The 15429-nt window shown below is 42.4% G+C and carries 18 protein-coding genes; 9 read left to right on the top strand and 9 right to left on the bottom strand.

Annotation, left to right across the window (positions count from 1 at the left end; genetic code table 11):
* Positions 1 to 43 precede the first annotated feature (43 nt).
* From ACFOWS_RS00245 to ACFOWS_RS00210, 8 genes are all read left to right on the top strand, one after another.
* The gene (locus ACFOWS_RS00245) at positions 44 to 1396 is read left to right on the top strand and encodes a Na(+)-translocating NADH-quinone reductase subunit A (RefSeq protein ID WP_379761884.1); all 1353 of its coding nucleotides are present in this window, start codon (positions 44 to 46) and stop codon (positions 1394 to 1396) included.
* 1 nt (position 1397) lies between these two features.
* A complete protein-coding gene (locus ACFOWS_RS00240; RefSeq protein ID WP_379761883.1) occupies positions 1398 to 2663 on the top strand; it encodes an NADH:ubiquinone reductase (Na(+)-transporting) subunit B in 1266 nt (421 codons plus the stop codon).
* 2 nt (positions 2664 to 2665) lie between these two features.
* Positions 2666 to 3415 (top strand): Na(+)-translocating NADH-quinone reductase subunit C, encoded by a 750-nt coding sequence (locus tag ACFOWS_RS00235; protein ID WP_366584562.1) that lies wholly within the window; start codon positions 2666 to 2668, stop codon positions 3413 to 3415.
* A gap of 1 nt (position 3416) precedes the next feature.
* On the top strand, positions 3417 to 4064 hold the full coding sequence (locus ACFOWS_RS00230) for an NADH:ubiquinone reductase (Na(+)-transporting) subunit D (RefSeq protein ID WP_366584560.1): 648 nt from the start codon (positions 3417 to 3419) through the stop codon (positions 4062 to 4064).
* An 11-nt stretch (positions 4065 to 4075) separates the two neighbouring features.
* A complete protein-coding gene (gene nqrE / locus ACFOWS_RS00225) occupies positions 4076 to 4819 on the top strand; it encodes an NADH:ubiquinone reductase (Na(+)-transporting) subunit E (protein ID WP_366584559.1) in 744 nt (247 codons plus the stop codon).
* 2 nt (positions 4820 to 4821) lie between these two features.
* Positions 4822 to 6132, top strand: a complete 1311-nt coding sequence (nqrF, locus tag ACFOWS_RS00220; protein WP_379761882.1) for an NADH:ubiquinone reductase (Na(+)-transporting) subunit F — start codon at positions 4822 to 4824, stop codon at positions 6130 to 6132.
* Positions 6133 to 6221: 89 nt separating this feature from the next.
* Positions 6222 to 6581 carry a Na(+)-translocating NADH-quinone reductase subunit F gene (locus ACFOWS_RS00215; protein WP_366584555.1) on the top strand — a complete coding sequence of 120 codons (360 nt, stop codon included), beginning with the start codon at positions 6222 to 6224 and terminating at the stop codon, positions 6579 to 6581.
* Positions 6581 to 7585, top strand: a complete 1005-nt coding sequence (locus ACFOWS_RS00210; RefSeq protein ID WP_379761881.1) for an FAD:protein FMN transferase — start codon at positions 6581 to 6583, stop codon at positions 7583 to 7585. The genes ACFOWS_RS00215 and ACFOWS_RS00210 overlap by 1 nt, the downstream gene beginning before the upstream one ends.
* Positions 7586 to 7683: 98 nt before the next feature.
* Here the strand turns inward: ACFOWS_RS00210 and ACFOWS_RS00205 are convergent, their stop codons facing one another.
* The 4 genes from ACFOWS_RS00205 to gpmI are packed head-to-tail and all read right to left on the bottom strand — an operon-like array spanning position 7684 to position 11278.
* Positions 7684 to 8448: a class I SAM-dependent methyltransferase gene (locus tag ACFOWS_RS00205; RefSeq protein WP_379761880.1), complete on the bottom strand. Its 765-nt coding sequence runs from the start codon at positions 8446 to 8448 to the stop codon at positions 7684 to 7686.
* A 15-nt stretch (positions 8449 to 8463) separates the two neighbouring features.
* Entirely contained in the window at positions 8464 to 8850 is a 387-nt protein-coding gene (locus tag ACFOWS_RS00200; RefSeq protein ID WP_379761879.1) for a GxxExxY protein, read from the bottom strand.
* A 46-nt stretch (positions 8851 to 8896) separates the two neighbouring features.
* Entirely contained in the window at positions 8897 to 9715 is an 819-nt protein-coding gene (map, locus tag ACFOWS_RS00195) for a type I methionyl aminopeptidase (protein WP_379761878.1), read from the bottom strand.
* Positions 9716 to 9760: 45 nt separating this feature from the next.
* The gene (gene gpmI / locus ACFOWS_RS00190) at positions 9761 to 11278 is read right to left on the bottom strand and encodes a 2,3-bisphosphoglycerate-independent phosphoglycerate mutase (RefSeq protein ID WP_379761877.1); all 1518 of its coding nucleotides are present in this window, start codon (positions 11276 to 11278) and stop codon (positions 9761 to 9763) included.
* Positions 11279 to 11484: 206 nt separating this feature from the next.
* Between gpmI and ACFOWS_RS00185 the strand changes: the two genes are divergently transcribed.
* A complete protein-coding gene (locus ACFOWS_RS00185) occupies positions 11485 to 11871 on the top strand; it encodes an ankyrin repeat domain-containing protein (RefSeq protein ID WP_366584546.1) in 387 nt (128 codons plus the stop codon).
* A 97-nt stretch (positions 11872 to 11968) separates the two neighbouring features.
* On the opposite strand, the gene ACFOWS_RS00180 is transcribed toward ACFOWS_RS00185, so the two are convergent.
* From ACFOWS_RS00180 to ACFOWS_RS00160, 5 genes are all read right to left on the bottom strand, one after another.
* Entirely contained in the window at positions 11969 to 12136 is a 168-nt protein-coding gene (locus ACFOWS_RS00180) for a DUF6747 family protein (RefSeq protein ID WP_366584544.1), read from the bottom strand.
* A gap of 116 nt (positions 12137 to 12252) precedes the next feature.
* A complete protein-coding gene (locus ACFOWS_RS00175; protein WP_379761876.1) occupies positions 12253 to 13017 on the bottom strand; it encodes a M48 family metalloprotease in 765 nt (254 codons plus the stop codon).
* A 42-nt stretch (positions 13018 to 13059) separates the two neighbouring features.
* The gene (locus ACFOWS_RS00170; RefSeq protein ID WP_379761875.1) at positions 13060 to 13794 is read right to left on the bottom strand and encodes a M15 family metallopeptidase; all 735 of its coding nucleotides are present in this window, start codon (positions 13792 to 13794) and stop codon (positions 13060 to 13062) included.
* A gap of 79 nt (positions 13795 to 13873) precedes the next feature.
* Entirely contained in the window at positions 13874 to 15004 is a 1131-nt protein-coding gene (locus ACFOWS_RS00165) for a gliding motility-associated C-terminal domain-containing protein (RefSeq protein ID WP_379761874.1), read from the bottom strand.
* 33 nt (positions 15005 to 15037) lie between these two features.
* A partial coding sequence (locus tag ACFOWS_RS00160) for a hypothetical protein (protein WP_379761873.1) occupies positions 15038 to 15429 on the bottom strand: 392 nt, incomplete at its 5' end.

The following is a 15429-nucleotide window of genomic DNA, read 5'->3' as shown; positions in this document are numbered from 1 at the left end:
GTAAATTTGCCACCGATTTTGATAACAAAAGGTCTACAACAATATGTCTAAAGACATCCGGATTAGAAAGGGGTTGAACATCAACCTCATCGGGGCAGCAGAACAGACTACTTCCAAAGCCGTTTTAAGTAACGTGTATGCCCTAAACCTAGATGATTTTCATGGAATCACCCCCAAAATGCTTATCAAGCAGGGTGAGGAGGTAAAAGCGGGAGAACCTCTTTTCTATAACAAGAACAACGAAGAAATGCATTTTGTCTCTCCGGTCAGTGGGGAGTTGATTGAAATTGTTCGTGGTGCGCGTAGAAGAATCTTGACTCTCAAGATTCTTGCTGACAAAACCCAGAAGTATACGCAAAGTAAGGTTCCTGATTTGGATACTGCCGATGCAGACACCATTAAGACCTTCCTTTTGCAGAATGGAGGTTGGCCGTTTATAAAACAACGTCCTTATGATGTAATTGCAGACCCGGACGCCACACCAAAGGCTATTTTTGTTTCGGCCTATACCACTGCGCCGTTGGCTGCTGATGCGGATTACGTGCTGAAAGGTAAAGAACAGGAGTTGGGGGCTGCCGTTATGGCCTTGAGTAAGTTGACCCCCGGGAAAATCCATGTGACCGTTGGAAAAACCAGTAGGTCTCCCTTTGTGGATGTTTCAGGTATTGAATTACATAAAATTTCAGGTCCCCATCCAGCTGGATTGGTGGGAACACAAATCAATAAAATTGACCCCATAAATAAAGGAGAGGTGGTTTGGACCATATCTCCCCAAGATATGGTGCTGATAGGGGAGCTTCTGTTGACCGGTAAATTCAATGCAGAGCGTATTGTCGCTCTTTCGGGGTCTATCATTAAGGCTCCTAAATACTACACTACTAAAATAGGAGCGGAAATTTCAACATTCCTATATGCCAGTGGTGTTAATGAGGATAGATATAGATTAATCAACGGTGATGTGCTTACCGGTAGAAAAACCAATACCGAGGGGTACTTGGGCTACTACAATAATACAGTTACCGCCATTCCAGAAGGGGACGATTATGACTTTTTTGGGTGGAACAGACCTATCTTCAATAAAATTTCAACCACCAGGGCACTTACTTTTTCTTGGCTTCAACCAAAGAAAAAATATGATTTGGACACCAATACCAATGGTGAGCACCGTGCTTTTGTGGTCACGGGTCAATATGAACAAGTATTTCCATTGGACATCTATCCTCTCCAATTGTTGAAGGCTTGTATGGTAAAGGATTTGGATGAAATGGAACAATTGGGACTCTATGAAGTGGCCCCAGAAGACTTTTCACTCACAGAATTCATATGTATCTCAAAACAACCGCACCAACAGATAATCAGGGAAGGATTGGATTTGTTGCAAAAAGAACTAGGATAATATGGGAATGAAAGAAAAATTACATCAGTTAAAGTTAAAGTATCAGGGCAAAAAAATGGCTCCGGCCTTCAATGCGCTGCATACATTTCTATACACCCCCAACGAAACAACACATTCCGGTGGACACATCCGTGGAGCGGACGACCTTAAACGTACCATGAACACTGTAATTATGTCGTTGGTGCCGTGTTTGTTGTTTGGTATGTTCAATGCTGGGTATCAACATTACTCTGCCATCAACGGTTTTCCAGCGAATTTTGACTTGTTTGAACATTTTTTGACTTGGGAAAACTTTTTGGTGGGTATCACTACAGTATTGCCATTGGTCATTGTTTCCTACGGAGTAGGTTTGGCCATAGAATTCTTGTTCGCGGTGATTAAAGGTCACGAGGTTGAGGAAGGCTACTTGGTAACTGGAATGTTGGTTCCATTGATTGTTCCTGTGGACACACCGCTTTGGATGTTAGCCGTGGCCGTTGTCTTTGGTGTTGTCATTGGTAAAGAAGTTTTTGGGGGAACGGGAATGAACATTTTAAATCCCGCCCTTACCATTCGTGCTTTCTTGTTCTTTGCCTATCCAACTTGGATGAGTGGGGATAAGGTTTGGGTACATGAGGGCGTTGAGAGGGCTGGTACCGCTGATGCCATTTCTGGGGAAACCGTTTTGGGGTATTTAGCTCAGGGCAATACAACAGAATTGTATCAAAAATACGACTTGGCAGAAATGTTTTTCGGATTTATTCCGGGCTCTGTTGGAGAGACATCAACCTTACTGATTGTTTTAGGAGGTCTATTCTTGATTTTCTCCAAAATAGCCTCATGGCGAATCATGTTGAGTGCCGTATTGGGTTCCTTGGCCATGGGCTTGATTTTCAACGGTATTGTAGATGCAGGTTGGTTGCCAGAGTACAGTAAATTCTATGCTCTAATGAGCTTCCCATACTGGCAGCATCTGTTGGTAGGTGGGCTTATCTTTGGTATTGTGTTCATGGCTACTGATCCCGTAACAGGGTCCCAGACCAATAAGGGAAAATGGATCTACGGATTTTTGATAGGATTCATGTCCGTTATGATTCGCGTATTCAACCCAGGGTATCCAGAAGGGGTGTTCTTGGCCATTTTGTTGATGAATGTATTTGCACCGACTATTGATCATTACGTGGTACGGGGCAACGTTAAAAAGAGATTGAAACGATTGAAGACAGCAACTATTTATCCCAAAGCTTCGGATGAAGAAGTTGATGCATTAAAAACGGAAACAGCTTAATTATGGCAATCAATACAGAAAAAAATAGCTATACCGTAATTTTTGCGGTTGTGATGGTAGTGGTTGTAGGCTCCCTGTTGGCCTTTTTGGCATCGGGGTTAAAACCAAAGGTTGATGAAAACCAGCGGTTTGAAAAGCAACAGAATATCCTCTATGCCATGGGGGTAAATGACAATGAAGGAGAAGGCAGCGTTAGCTTTGTTCCAACTTCGGATGTGGAGAGTGAATTTTCTAAATACATCAAGGAACAGTTGGTGATTGAAGGTTCAGAGGCCAAGGAAAAGCAAGATGCCTATTTGATAGATATGAAAAAGCAGCTCAGCACCATTAAAAGTGGAGGCAATGCAGAATTACCTTTGTTGATTGGTGAAAAGGACGGAAAAGAATACTACATTATTCCTTTATATGGAAAAGGACTGTGGGATGCCATCTGGGGCTTTATGTCCGTGGATGAGAACATGGTGGTGCAAGGTGTTTTCTTTGACCATAAGGGAGAGACACCTGGGCTTGGGGCCAACATCAATCAGCGTTTTTTCATGGACGATTTTGAAGGCGAATCCATTATGGACGGTAACCGCTACGCCGGTATTGCCGTGGCCAAAGGAAACAATGACCCTTTAAACCAGAACAAGGACGATAACGAAGTGGATGCATTGGCTGGCGCTACCATAACAGGAGATGGCGTTTCAGCAATGATCAAAGACGCTTTAAAGCTTTACAAACCGTATTTAGAAACTGTAAGAAAAAAATAAAATGGCGCTACTATCTAAAAAAGATGCAAATCTGATAATGGACCCTTTGGCGGACAATAACCCCATTACTATTCAAGTTCTGGGTATTTGTTCAGCGCTGGCAATCACGGCAGAGCTCAAGGCATCCGTTGTGATGGCCATATCAGTATTATTTGTGATGGGCGTGGGTAACGTGGTTATATCCCTATTGCGAAATCTAATTCCATCAAAAATTAGAATCATTGTTCAATTGGTGGTTGTGGCCACCTTGGTAATCGTAGTGGATCAAGTACTGAAAGCATTCGCCTATGAATTGAGCAAAACGCTTTCTGTATTTGTGGGACTTATTATTACCAACTGTATCATTATGGGACGATTTGAAGCCTTTGCTTTGGGCAACGGACTTTGGAGATCGTTTTTGGATGGTATCGGAAATGCCTTGGGATATGGAGTTATTTTGGTGATTGTTGGATTTTTCAGAGAGCTTCTTGGTTCGGGAACTTTGTTTGGAATGAAAGTACTTGGAGACCCTGTTGCCAAAACTGGACTCTATTCCATAGGTTACGAGAACAATGGATTCATGATTATTCCACCAGCAGCCTTGATAGTTGTGGGAATCATAATTTGGGTACAGCGTTCCAGAAACAGAGCGTTGATAGAAGAAGCATAAACTAAGAAGATATGGAGCATTTAGAGCTATTTTTTAAGTCGATTTTTATAGACAACATGGTGTTTTCGGTCTTTTTAGGGATGTGTTCCTATTTGGCCGTATCCAAAAAAGTAACCACAGCCGTTGGTTTGGGAGCTGCCGTAATCTTCGTGTTGGGCGTTACTGTTCCTTTGAACTGGTTGTTGGACCAATATTTGTTGAAGGATGGTGCGTTGGCCTGGTTGGGACCAGAATATGCCGATTATGATTTGGGATTCCTTTCCTTCATCTTATTCATTGCAACCATTGCCACCATGGTACAATTGGTGGAGATTGTGGTGGAGAAGTTCTCTCCGGCACTCTATAACTCATTGGGTATCTTTTTGCCATTGATTGCGGTAAACTGTGCCATTTTGGGTGGGTCCTTATTTATGCAGACTCGTGAAATCCCTAATATAGGATTGGCCTTCAACTACGGAATAAGTTCTGGAATTGGTTGGTTCTTGGCCATTTTGGCAATAGCGGCCATCCGTGAAAAAATTCGCTATTCCAATGTTCCTGCTCCTTTGCGTGGGTTGGGAATCACATTCATCATCACTGGTTTGATGGGAATAGGGTTTCAAAGTTTTGGGGGAATGTTGACGGGTGACAATGATCCGCCAGAAGGAACAGAAACCACTACAGTGAAAGCTGAGAACAAAGAGGAAAAAGAAATCAAAAAGGAGATTGAGGATAAAGAAAAAGCAGTTTCCTATAACGAAGTTATAAACAAATAAAGATGATTTTAGCCGCAAGCACTGGAGGTACCATTTTAATTACCATAGTAGCATTTCTTGTATTGTTGTTATTGTTGGTGGCACTTTTACTGTTCACCAAGGAAAAATTATCCCCATCTGGTCCTGTCACCATTACCATAAATGGTGAAAAGGAAATTGAGGTAGCTTCGGGAAGCTCTTTGCTGTCAACCTTGGGGAATCAAAAGGTTTTCTTACCGTCTGCTTGTGGTGGTGGTGGAACCTGTATCCAGTGTGAATGCCACGTACTTTCAGGAGGTGGGGAAGCACTTCCCACAGAAACCCCTCACTTTTCCAAAAAAGAGTTGAGTGAAGGAGCCCGGTTGGCCTGTCAGGTCAAGGTAAAGCAGGATATGGAAATTACCATTCCAGAAGAAGTTTTCGGTATTAAAAAATGGGATGCCAAAGTAGTGCGTAACTATAATGTAGCTTCGTTCATCAAAGAGTTTGTGGTGGAGATTCCGGAGGATATGAACTACAAGGCCGGTGGGTACATCCAAATTGAGATACCCCCTTGCGAAATAAAATATTCTGACATTGATATTACGGCCCACCCGAAGGAACATGAAACGCCAGATAAGTTTCAGGCCGAGTGGGACAAGTTCAACTTGTGGCCCTTGGTCATGAAGAATCCGGAAACGGTAGAACGTGCCTATTCCATGGCCTCCTACCCAGCAGAGGGCCGCGAGATCATGTTGAACGTGCGTATTGCGACCCCACCGTGGGACCGTTCTAAAAATGGATGGATGGATGTAAATCCAGGTATTGCATCATCCTATATTTTTAGTCTTAAAGAAGGTGACCCCGTAACCATTTCAGGTCCGTTTGGCGAATTCTTCATCAACGAGTCTGATGCAGAAATGCTATATGTGGGCGGGGGAGCAGGTATGGCACCCATGCGTTCGCACTTGTACCACTTATTCAAGACATTGAAGACCGATAGAAAGGTGACCTACTGGTACGGAGGACGTTCCAAGCGGGAGTTGTTCTATATTGAGCACTTCAAGGAATTGGAAAGAAACTTCCCCAACTTTAAGTTCTATATGGCGCTTTCAGAGCCTTTGGAAGAGGACAATTGGAAGGTTAAAAAAGATATTAATGACGAAGAAGGTGATGGTTTTGTCGGATTTATCCATAACTGTGTTATTGATAACTATTTGAATCATCATGAGGCTCCAGAAGATATTGAACTGTATTTCTGTGGTCCACCATTAATGAACAAGGCGGTTCAGAAAATGGGAGAGGACTTTGGTATTCCAGATGAGAATATCAGGTTCGATGACTTTGGAGGATAGGAAAAACCTATTAATGTCACCTCGAGCGCAGTCGAGAGGTAAATGATTATAAAACCAACCGATGCCAACGCATCGGTTTTTTTATCTATATGGGAAGAGAATTAACTGAACAGGAACTACATAACTTAGCCATGAACATTGTAGGCCACGAACTTGAAGCGGATGGTTTTGAGTTTATGGCCATCAACAGCAAGCTGAAGAAAAATCCACAATATGTCTGTCTTAAAGAAAAGGTGCTACATTTTATCGTGGTTCGTAATGTGGAATTTCCACTCAATCCAAGGGAGTACGATGAGGAATTAATGTTGACCGTAAAAGACCATGCCAATAAGTTTGAGGCAAAGACCTATTTTGCCGGGGTTGGACTTTCCAATGCCGCTGACCAAGAGCTTCCATTGTGTTTGAATGAAGAATATATTGTGGATTATCAAGGATTGATTGAAATATAATGTTGAAAAACGTACTTCTTTTTACCGTAGGATTGTTGTTTTTGGGATGCAACTCTCCGCAATGGGTCAAAAATCAAAATACAGGCGGTGCTTTGGGCACTTCGTACTCCATCATTTACATTTCTGATGAAAGCTTGGACTACCAACAGGAGATTGATTCTGTCTTTCAGGCAGTCAATCAGTCCATGTCCACCTATCTTCCCACATCAGATATATCCAAAATCAACGAGGGAGACTCAACAGTAGTGGTGGATGACATGTTTAAAGAAGTTTTTGATATCTCCACTGAGGTACACCAAGCCTCAAACGGCTATTTTGACCCCACAATTGGCGTTTTGGCCAATGCTTGGGGGTTTGGTCCTGGAGAACAGATTCAGTTGGATAGCCTCAGGGTAGATAGCTTGCTGAGCTATGTAGGATGGAATAAAGTACAGTTGAAAGGCGACAATACCATTACTAAGGCAAATCCTGCCATCCGTTTTGACTTTAATGCCGTAGCCAAGGGCTATGCCATAGACCGTTTAGGGGCACTTTTAGATGGCAAGGGCATTGAAAATTATTTGGTGGAAGTAGGAGGCGAGGTTTTGGCTAAGGGAACCAATCTTGTTTCAGGAAAACAATGGACCGTAGGTATTGATGACCCCCAAGTGGAAACAGGCCGTCAATTAAAATTGATTGTTTCTTTGGAAGACAAAGCCATGGCTTCATCCGGGAATTACCGAAAGTTCAGAATTGACCCAGAAACCGGAGAAAAATATGTCCATACCATCAACCCCAAGACCGGCTATACGCAAAATTCATATGTATTGGCGACCAGCGTTGTGGCTAATACCTGCGCAATGGCGGATGCCTACGCCACCAGTTTTATGGCCATGGATTTAAAAGAGTCCAAGAAGGTGTTAGAGAAACATGATGACCTTGAGGCTTATATCATTTACTTGGATGAAAACGGCAATACCCAAGAATTCATGACCTCTGGATTTGAAGCTTTTGTCAAGCAATGATAATTGAATAGGCTAAAAACCGTCTATTCGAGTGATTCAGACCTAACTGAATTGTATCAAGAATTCGGTTTTGGCTCATTAAAGTTCTCGACTGCAAGCTATTTATGGACTAAAGGAATAATCTCCCCTTTGGCCAAACGGTATTTTTCTACCTCTTCTTTTAGAAGCTTTTGTGTATAATCTACTTCTTCGACGGTAAAGCCAATACTCCTCAATTTATCAAAATAGTCCCTCCCGTAGATGCGCACATGGTCGTACTGACCAAAAATCCTGGCACGCTCCTTTTTGTCGGTGATGGAGTCATCCTCAAAGGTCTTTTCCCGTTTTAAATCCTGAGGAATTTGAAAAATGCCCCAGCCACCAGGTTTCATTACCCGATATAGCTCTTGCATGGCCTTGGTGTCGTTGGGAATATGCTCCAAAACATGGTTGCAGAGAATCACATCAAAAGCATCGTCTTCAAAAGGTAAATTACAGATATCAGCCTTTACATCGGCCAAGGGAGAGTTTAAATCGGTAGTGGTATACGTAATGTTTTTCAACCTTTTAAAACGATCGTAAAAAGCTTGCTCAGGGGCAAAATGGAGGACCTTGTATGGTTTGGTAAAGAAATCCGTTTCATTTACAAGATAGAGCCAAAGCAATCGGTGCCGTTCCAAGGAAAGTGTAGAGGGGGAGAGCACATTTTCCCGTGGATTTTCATAACCGTAGGGTAAAAACTTCCTAAAACTTTTTCCATCAATCGGGTCGATGAACTTTTTTCCCTTTAGGGAAAAGGCAATCAGTGGCCGAACCCAATAGCTTAATCGTATGAGTAAGGGTCTTGGGATAAGATTGAGGAAGAACTTAAATATTTTTGACACGAATTATACGAATTTTCACGAACTGGATTGCAATATTACTCTTTTGTAAACTAAACTATCCTCTCCAAAATTTACAATTATTCCCAGTTTTAATTTTGATGCGGCCAAATAATTTAATGTTTGTTTTACGTGACTGCTGCTAATCCTTTCTACAGCTTTGAGCTCCAAGATTATTTTATCATCTACTACATAATCCGCGTAATAATGATGCCTTAATTTTTCTCCTTTGTAGATGATATCGAATTTTACTTCTTTTTGAAATGGAACACCGTTGGATTTTAATTCAATTTCCAAGGCATCGCCGTAAACTGCTTCACTGAATCCTTTGCCAAGCTCATTATGTATATCCATACATAATCCAATGACGAAGTAGGACTCGTTTTTATAAATGATTTGGGACATTTATTCGAGTAATTAGAAAAATTCGTGTCAAACAAGATAAGGTATTTTACAATACCAATTTCTTGCTTCGGAACTCCTCCTCCTCATCGCTGGTAATGCCCAAGGCGTCATAAATATATTGGAACGTGGAGAGCAGCTCTGGTTTTCCGTCCACTATGGCAACATTATGCTCAAAGTGAGCGCTGGGTTTACCATCGGCCGTAAGAATGGTCCATCCGTCCTTCAATTGTTTAATTCGGCGCGTACCCATATTGATCATGGGCTCAATGGCCACAACAGTGCCATTAACAAATTTTTTACCACGACCTCGCTTCCCATAATTGGGCATTTGGGGATCTTCATGCAATTCTTTTCCCAAACCATGACCCACCAATTCACGAACCACTCCGTAGCCATGATCTTCGCAATATTTTTGGATGGCGTACCCCACATCGCCGACACGGTTTCCTTCTTTGAACTGCTTGATTCCTATGTAAAGGGATTCTTTGGTCACCTGCAGCAATTTTTTGGTTTCGGCGGCAACTTCGCCTACCTCAAAGGTATAGGCATGGTCTCCATAAAATCCATTTTTTACGGCACCGCAATCCACAGAAACAATATCACCTTCTTTCAGTGGATCGTTATTGGGAATGCCATGCACAACTTGGGCGTTGGGGCTCCAATTAAGGGTGTTGGGAAAATCGTACATACCTAAGAACCCAGGTATGGCTCCTTGCTCCCGAATAAATTCTTCGGCCATTTTATCCAATGCCAATGGAATGGCCCCCGGTTTGATTTCTTTGGCCAAAAGGCCTAAAGTTTTGGAAACTACTAGGGCACTTTCGCGCATCAATTCAATTTCCTCTGCTGTCTTAACGTGAATCATAGCCGCAAAGATAAATTGAATCTATGGATTATGGCGAATTTTGCCCTAAACCAATGGTTTTTGGGTCATAAGTTCGGGTTGGGAAATGCCTATCATTTTTAAAATAGTAGGAGCAATATCCCCTAAGACCCCATCTTTGATTTCTTTTATATCCTTGTCCACAAGAATCAAGGGAACTGGATTGGTGGTATGCGCTGTATTTGGGCTTCCATCTGGATTGATCATGGTATCACAATTCCCGTGGTCGGCAATTACGATAGTGGAATAGTCATTTTCCAATCCCGCTGTAATAACATCCTTGGCGCATTCATCTACTGTTTCGCAAGCCTTAATGGCTGCTTCCATAACTCCGGTGTGTCCCACCATATCTGGGTTGGCAAAGTTGAGGCATACAAAATCAGCCTCACCCTTCTTCAGTTCGGGAATGATGGCGTCTCTAATATCATAGGCGCTCATTTCGGGTTGGAGGTCGTATGTAGCCACTTTTGGCGATGGGCATAGGATTCGTTGTTCACCTTCAAAGGGTTCTTCCCGTCCTCCGTTGAAGAAAAATGTCACGTGGGGATATTTTTCCGTCTCTGCAATACGAATTTGTTTTTTGTTGTTTTTGGCCAATACTTCACCCAGGGTGTCCTTGATATTCTCCTTGTCATAGACCACTTTAATGTCTTTGAAGGAATCATCGTAATTGGTCATGGTGACGTAATATAGGTCCATTTTGTGCATGTTCTGCTCATGGAAATCCTGTTGGCTCAAGGCTTGGGTCAATTCACGACCACGATCGGTCCTAAAGTTGAAAAAGATTACAACATCGCCCTCAACAATTTTTGTCAAGGGTTGATTATTGGCATCGGTTAAAACCAAAGGTTTTATAAATTCATCGGTAATGCCATCATCATAACTTTTTTGCATGGCATCACTTATGTTGCGTATTTTTTCGCCTTCCGTGTTCACCATTACATCATACGCCAATTTTACCCGTTCCCAGCGCTTGTCACGGTCCATGGCATAGTATCTTCCAATTACCGTGGCCAACTTGGTGTTTTTATCCGAGCAAAAATGGGTAAGGTCAATCAAGAAACCTTTTCCACTTTTTGGATCAACATCACGTCCATCCGTAAAAGCATGGACAAAGGATTTTTGCACCCCATAGTCATCTGCTGCTTTAATTAGGGCTTTTAAGTGGTCCATATGGCTATGCACGCCCCCATCGCTCACCAAACCTAGAAAATGAACGGCCTTGTCATTGCTCTTGGCATACGCAAAGGCATCTTTCAACACGTTTTCATCCTTTAGGGTATCCTCTTTGACCGCTTTATTGATTTTGGCCAGATCTTGATATACAATTCTACCGGCACCAAGGTTCATGTGGCCCACTTCGCTATTTCCCATTTGTCCCTCTGGAAGACCAACATGCATACCATCGGTAAGAAGGTTGGCATTGGGATATTGGGTGTACAGTGAATCAACAAAGGGTGTATTGGCCTGCGCAATGGCCGAAACTTTTGGGTCTGGCGATTTTCCCCAGCCGTCCAAAATCATAAGGATTACTTTTTTATTCATGATGCAAAATTGTGCTTCAAAAATAGAACGATTTGACTGGATGCCCTAGTTTTTAGGGAGTTTTATGGTTGCGGATTTAATAATTTTAGGGAGCCTTTAATGAAGCATTGTTAAAGTTTAGTTATTTAACTGTTAATGCTGTAACATAAGGCCTGTGCAGAAGTCTATTTTTGTAACAGTTTAATCTATAAACAAAATTATTCATCATGAAAAAAACAATCCTAACAGTAGCTGCATTTTGCATGCTAGCAACGACCGGCATTTCTGCCAATGAACCTGTATCAGATGTTAATCTGAATGTTTCCGCCCTACCCGTTGAGGTCAATCCGTTTTGCAAGGCCATTATTCAAGGCGATGTGGAAACGGTTAAAAAACTCATTGAATTGGGCGAAGATGTCAACGAAAAATCCCTTGGGATGGCACCTGTGCATTTTGCCGCTCGTTACAACCAAGCCGAAATCTTGAAAATGCTCATAGAAAACGGAGCCAATTTTAAAAGACGTTCCGATCAAGGATATACTGCTAAAAAATATGCCGAAATATCCAATGCAACTGAAGCATTGGCCGTTTTGGAAAATGCTATGAAAAAATAAAAGGAGTTTATTCATTCAAAGCAAAAAGCCCATCCAATTGGATGGGCTTTTTTTTCTCATTTACTTGTAGTGTCCTGTAAAAGAGTATTTTAAAGGCTTAGAATTCAAAGCCTGTGAAAGCTCTATATAAAAACGCATATACCGCCATAATCAACATGACGCCACAAAATACGGAATACCCTTTTAAAAAAAGTACAATAAAGCTCGGTTTACAATCGTCAAATGCCTCTAAATAGAGGTTTTTAAAGTGTAGTAGTGTTCCCATGTGTTCTCATTTATGTTAAGCACAAATGGGAGAAGTAAACGGTTGTAGGATTTGGGGTTGTCTCAAAGGTAAGCAAATCTTGTCAAAACCCTTGTTTTATCGATAAAGTACAAATTCTATCGACCTGAATATTTTTTGATGGCCTCCTTTATTTTTTCAATTCGATTTTCTGGGTCTGGATGGGTACTCTGAAATTCCGGCACCCGATTTGGACCAGCCGCCGATTTTAGTATTTCCATTACATTTATCATTTCGTAGGGGTCATATCCGGATTGGATCATAAATTGCACACCCAATTCATCACTTTCCAATTCATCACCCCGACCATTTTTTAATAGGGTGTTTTGACCGATGCCAGCCACTACACTTCCCATATCACCTCCCACCGATGCACCTGTGGCCAATGTCTGCCAGAAACTGCTTTCTGCAATCCGTTCGGCGGAGTGCCTACCGATCACATGGGCAATTTCGTGCCCCAATACCCCGGCCAATTGGGCTTCGTTCAGTTGTGAGAACAGGGCATAGGTAATAAAGCATTGTCCACCGGGTAGGGCAAAGGCATTAATGGTTTGGTCATCCGCCAAAAGATGAAAATCATATTGATAAGGTGTTTCCCGTGCAATACTGTTGTTGACCAGTTTTTTGCCCACGGCATCGACCAGCGACTGCATGCGTTCATCGGGATAAAGACCACCATGTTGCTGTGCCATTTCTGGGGCGCTCTGCAGCCCAATGGCAATCTCCTGTTCCGCGGTCATGTCTATATTTTGTACCCTTCCAGTATAGGGGTTCTCTTCTTGATTGTTGCAACGACGAATAAAGGCGAAAGCTACAATGGCCAGTCCAATAAGGATACGGATTCTCCAACTTCCTCTTCTCATAATGGGTAGTGTTCTAGGCAATTGAAGATACGAAAAAAACCGCTACAACAACGCTGGATTTATATCCAGAATATTGTCCTGAACGTAGGTCTTAACAAAGCCTGTTGTAAAATGTTCGGAGCCCAAAAAATCCTCTTTTTGCAATAAGCGCAGAACGTTAAGTCTTCGGTAGGCCGTTAACATGGGAATGGAAAGTGGGGCATAGCTGTAATGCCAGGGCTCATATTTAAATCCTCTTCGTTTGGGTTCATTGGTGTAGACCAAATAGAAACCGAATTTCTCTGAATTTTCGTCCAGCCAAAGCTTGAAGTTTTCAAAGGGACCACCTTTTTCAAATTTTTCGGGTACCAGAACATCGCCAGAAACTTTAGGGTTACCATCAATAATATCAATATCGGTGCCCCAATGGTGCCTGCTGGTGCCGGGAATGGTGGAATATTCAATGATCTTGTCAATGGCAGGTAAGGGTTCCATGCCCTCATCTTCAGTAAAGCGCAAGAATTTTCGTTCCCAAATACTCGCTTGATGGTAAAAATCCCTATAACTGGACACCATTTTAATATCAAAACCATCTGAATAGGCCGCTTTTTTCATAGCCACAAAAGATTCATACGCCTCTTTTCTAAGATTGATGCCCTCGCCAAAAAGGTCTATCACGGCCTTGCCTATCAATTCGTCTGTGGAGTAATCAGGGTCGTTAAAATTTGAAAAAACAGGGGGAATGGCGCAGGCTAAGCTAGAAACAGAGGTGGTTTTTATGAAAGTCCTTCTCTTCATGGAAATGATTTTCGTGCCAAGTTAAGAAGTATTTTTCAGTTCGTTACCATATTGGTTTTCATGGGAACGTTGGTTATCATTATCGGTCCAAGAAGAGAAAACCGGTGTATTCCAGACCAAGGTCATTCAATGTGGCAAGGTAATAATACACTCCTTCGGGTAGACCCATTTCTTGATTGAGGTACAGACTGCCCGCATTGGCCACTCCATAAAATTCATTCACGTAGTTGACTTTTTCAAAGACTTTTTGTCCAAGTCTATTGTAAATGATCAAGCTGTTGTTGGGAGATTCTTCCATACCGTCAATCACCAAAAAGTCGTTGGTGCCGTCGCCATTTGGACTCAAAAAATAGTTCCCCAAAGTTGGGTTGTTCACCGCAAAAGTGTCTGTTGGTAACGGAATGGTCCCAAAGGTAATGGCGGCATATTCACTGGGTACAAAGGTCTTAGTGGTTAAGAAACCTTCGGTAAGATCACCGCTAGTGGAAGAATTTCCAATAATGACCCATTGATTGGAGGCTTTGCTCCATCCTACGGCTATAATGGATTCAAATGTGGCATTGGGTATAAGGCCCAAAGCGCTCCGGGTATTCCATCCTATGGTGACCTGAGCTGGAGCGTCACTTTGAACAATCCAAAATTCCCGATCGGTCACCGTGCCAATATCACGTACTTTTTGCTCCACGTCAAAGTTTTCTGTTATGGAAGAAGGATTTGTGGGATTTTCAAAAAAATAGGCACAAATGGACAAGGGTGAAACACTTTCCGAATTCAGGGTCAAGGGGCGAAGCAAATTTTGGTCCCCCACCGGAAAAAAGAAAAAATCGCGATTGTTGACCGCAGCAAACCCCGTTACTTTTGATAGGTTGGATTCTCCCGAAAATTGACCTTGGTCCATAAAATTGAGATAGACCGCCTGATCACTTTTAGGAGTTAAAATGTTGCCATCAATAAAATTGAAGTTGTTCTGCACGTTTACGGTATTCTCTAAAAACATGTTGTTATCGAGCATAACCTCAGCATCCCAGAGCGTTGGGGGTATGTTGCCCGATACCTGAATCACATTGTCCCCATAAAACCCGACCAGACCTTGGGTTTGGTCAAAAGCGGAATCGTTGATGAAATTGATATGGAACCCCAGATTACCATGTACCTGCATATTGCCGCTGTGGTACAGCCCAATTTGGGCCTGTAAACTTAGACCAAGCACAAAAATTGATATGTAGAGGAGGGTTTTCAAGGGTTAAAATGCTATTACTGTATAATACCAGTCAGAATCAGCAGTTGCGCCTGCACCGTCATAAATTTGAACACTAAATTCAGTTGCAGTTTGATTGGTGACTTGAATTGTTCTGGCGCCGATAGCACTATTTGCTGTCAGCTGAACAACATAGTTGGCTGGAGCAGGAGCTATTGAAAGAGTGACAGTATATGACCCGCCGGTATTATTTACAACGGTTGCTCCAGAGGAATTGTCTGTTCCAGCAGTAATGCGCCCCAAAGCAATGATAGGATTGGTGACTGCTACTGAAAAATCCTGTCCAGTTTGATTCACCGTAATTCCTGTTCCTTGAGAAACGGTTTGGTTTTCGTTTGTAGGGTCGGAGTCTTCATCTCGCACATCCACCAATGCGC

This window comes from Flagellimonas marina (genome assembly GCF_042651185.1).
Lineage (GTDB): Bacteria > Bacteroidota > Bacteroidia > Flavobacteriales > Flavobacteriaceae > Flagellimonas > Flagellimonas marina.
This window is presented reverse-complemented; position numbering and strand designations above follow the sequence as displayed.

Coding starts and splice junctions, on each gene's coding strand:
- ACFOWS_RS00245 (WP_379761884.1), top strand. CDS start 44: ATGTCTAAAGACATCCGGATTAGAAAGGGGTTGAACATCAACCTCATC.
- ACFOWS_RS00240 (WP_379761883.1), top strand. CDS start 1,398: ATGGGAATGAAAGAAAAATTACATCAGTTAAAGTTAAAGTATCAGGGC.
- ACFOWS_RS00235 (WP_366584562.1), top strand. CDS start 2,666: ATGGCAATCAATACAGAAAAAAATAGCTATACCGTAATTTTTGCGGTT.
- ACFOWS_RS00230 (WP_366584560.1), top strand. CDS start 3,417: ATGGCGCTACTATCTAAAAAAGATGCAAATCTGATAATGGACCCTTTG.
- nqrE (WP_366584559.1), top strand. CDS start 4,076: ATGGAGCATTTAGAGCTATTTTTTAAGTCGATTTTTATAGACAACATG.
- nqrF (WP_379761882.1), top strand. CDS start 4,822: ATGATTTTAGCCGCAAGCACTGGAGGTACCATTTTAATTACCATAGTA.
- ACFOWS_RS00215 (WP_366584555.1), top strand. CDS start 6,222: ATGGGAAGAGAATTAACTGAACAGGAACTACATAACTTAGCCATGAAC.
- ACFOWS_RS00210 (WP_379761881.1), top strand. CDS start 6,581: ATGTTGAAAAACGTACTTCTTTTTACCGTAGGATTGTTGTTTTTGGGA.
- ACFOWS_RS00200 (WP_379761879.1), bottom strand. CDS start 8,850: ATGTCCCAAATCATTTATAAAAACGAGTCCTACTTCGTCATTGGATTA.
- map (WP_379761878.1), bottom strand. CDS start 9,715: ATGATTCACGTTAAGACAGCAGAGGAAATTGAATTGATGCGCGAAAGT.
- gpmI (WP_379761877.1), bottom strand. CDS start 11,278: ATGAATAAAAAAGTAATCCTTATGATTTTGGACGGCTGGGGAAAATCG.
- ACFOWS_RS00185 (WP_366584546.1), top strand. CDS start 11,485: ATGAAAAAAACAATCCTAACAGTAGCTGCATTTTGCATGCTAGCAACG.
- ACFOWS_RS00180 (WP_366584544.1), bottom strand. CDS start 12,136: ATGGGAACACTACTACACTTTAAAAACCTCTATTTAGAGGCATTTGAC.
- ACFOWS_RS00175 (WP_379761876.1), bottom strand. CDS start 13,017: ATGAGAAGAGGAAGTTGGAGAATCCGTATCCTTATTGGACTGGCCATT.
- ACFOWS_RS00170 (WP_379761875.1), bottom strand. CDS start 13,794: ATGAAGAGAAGGACTTTCATAAAAACCACCTCTGTTTCTAGCTTAGCC.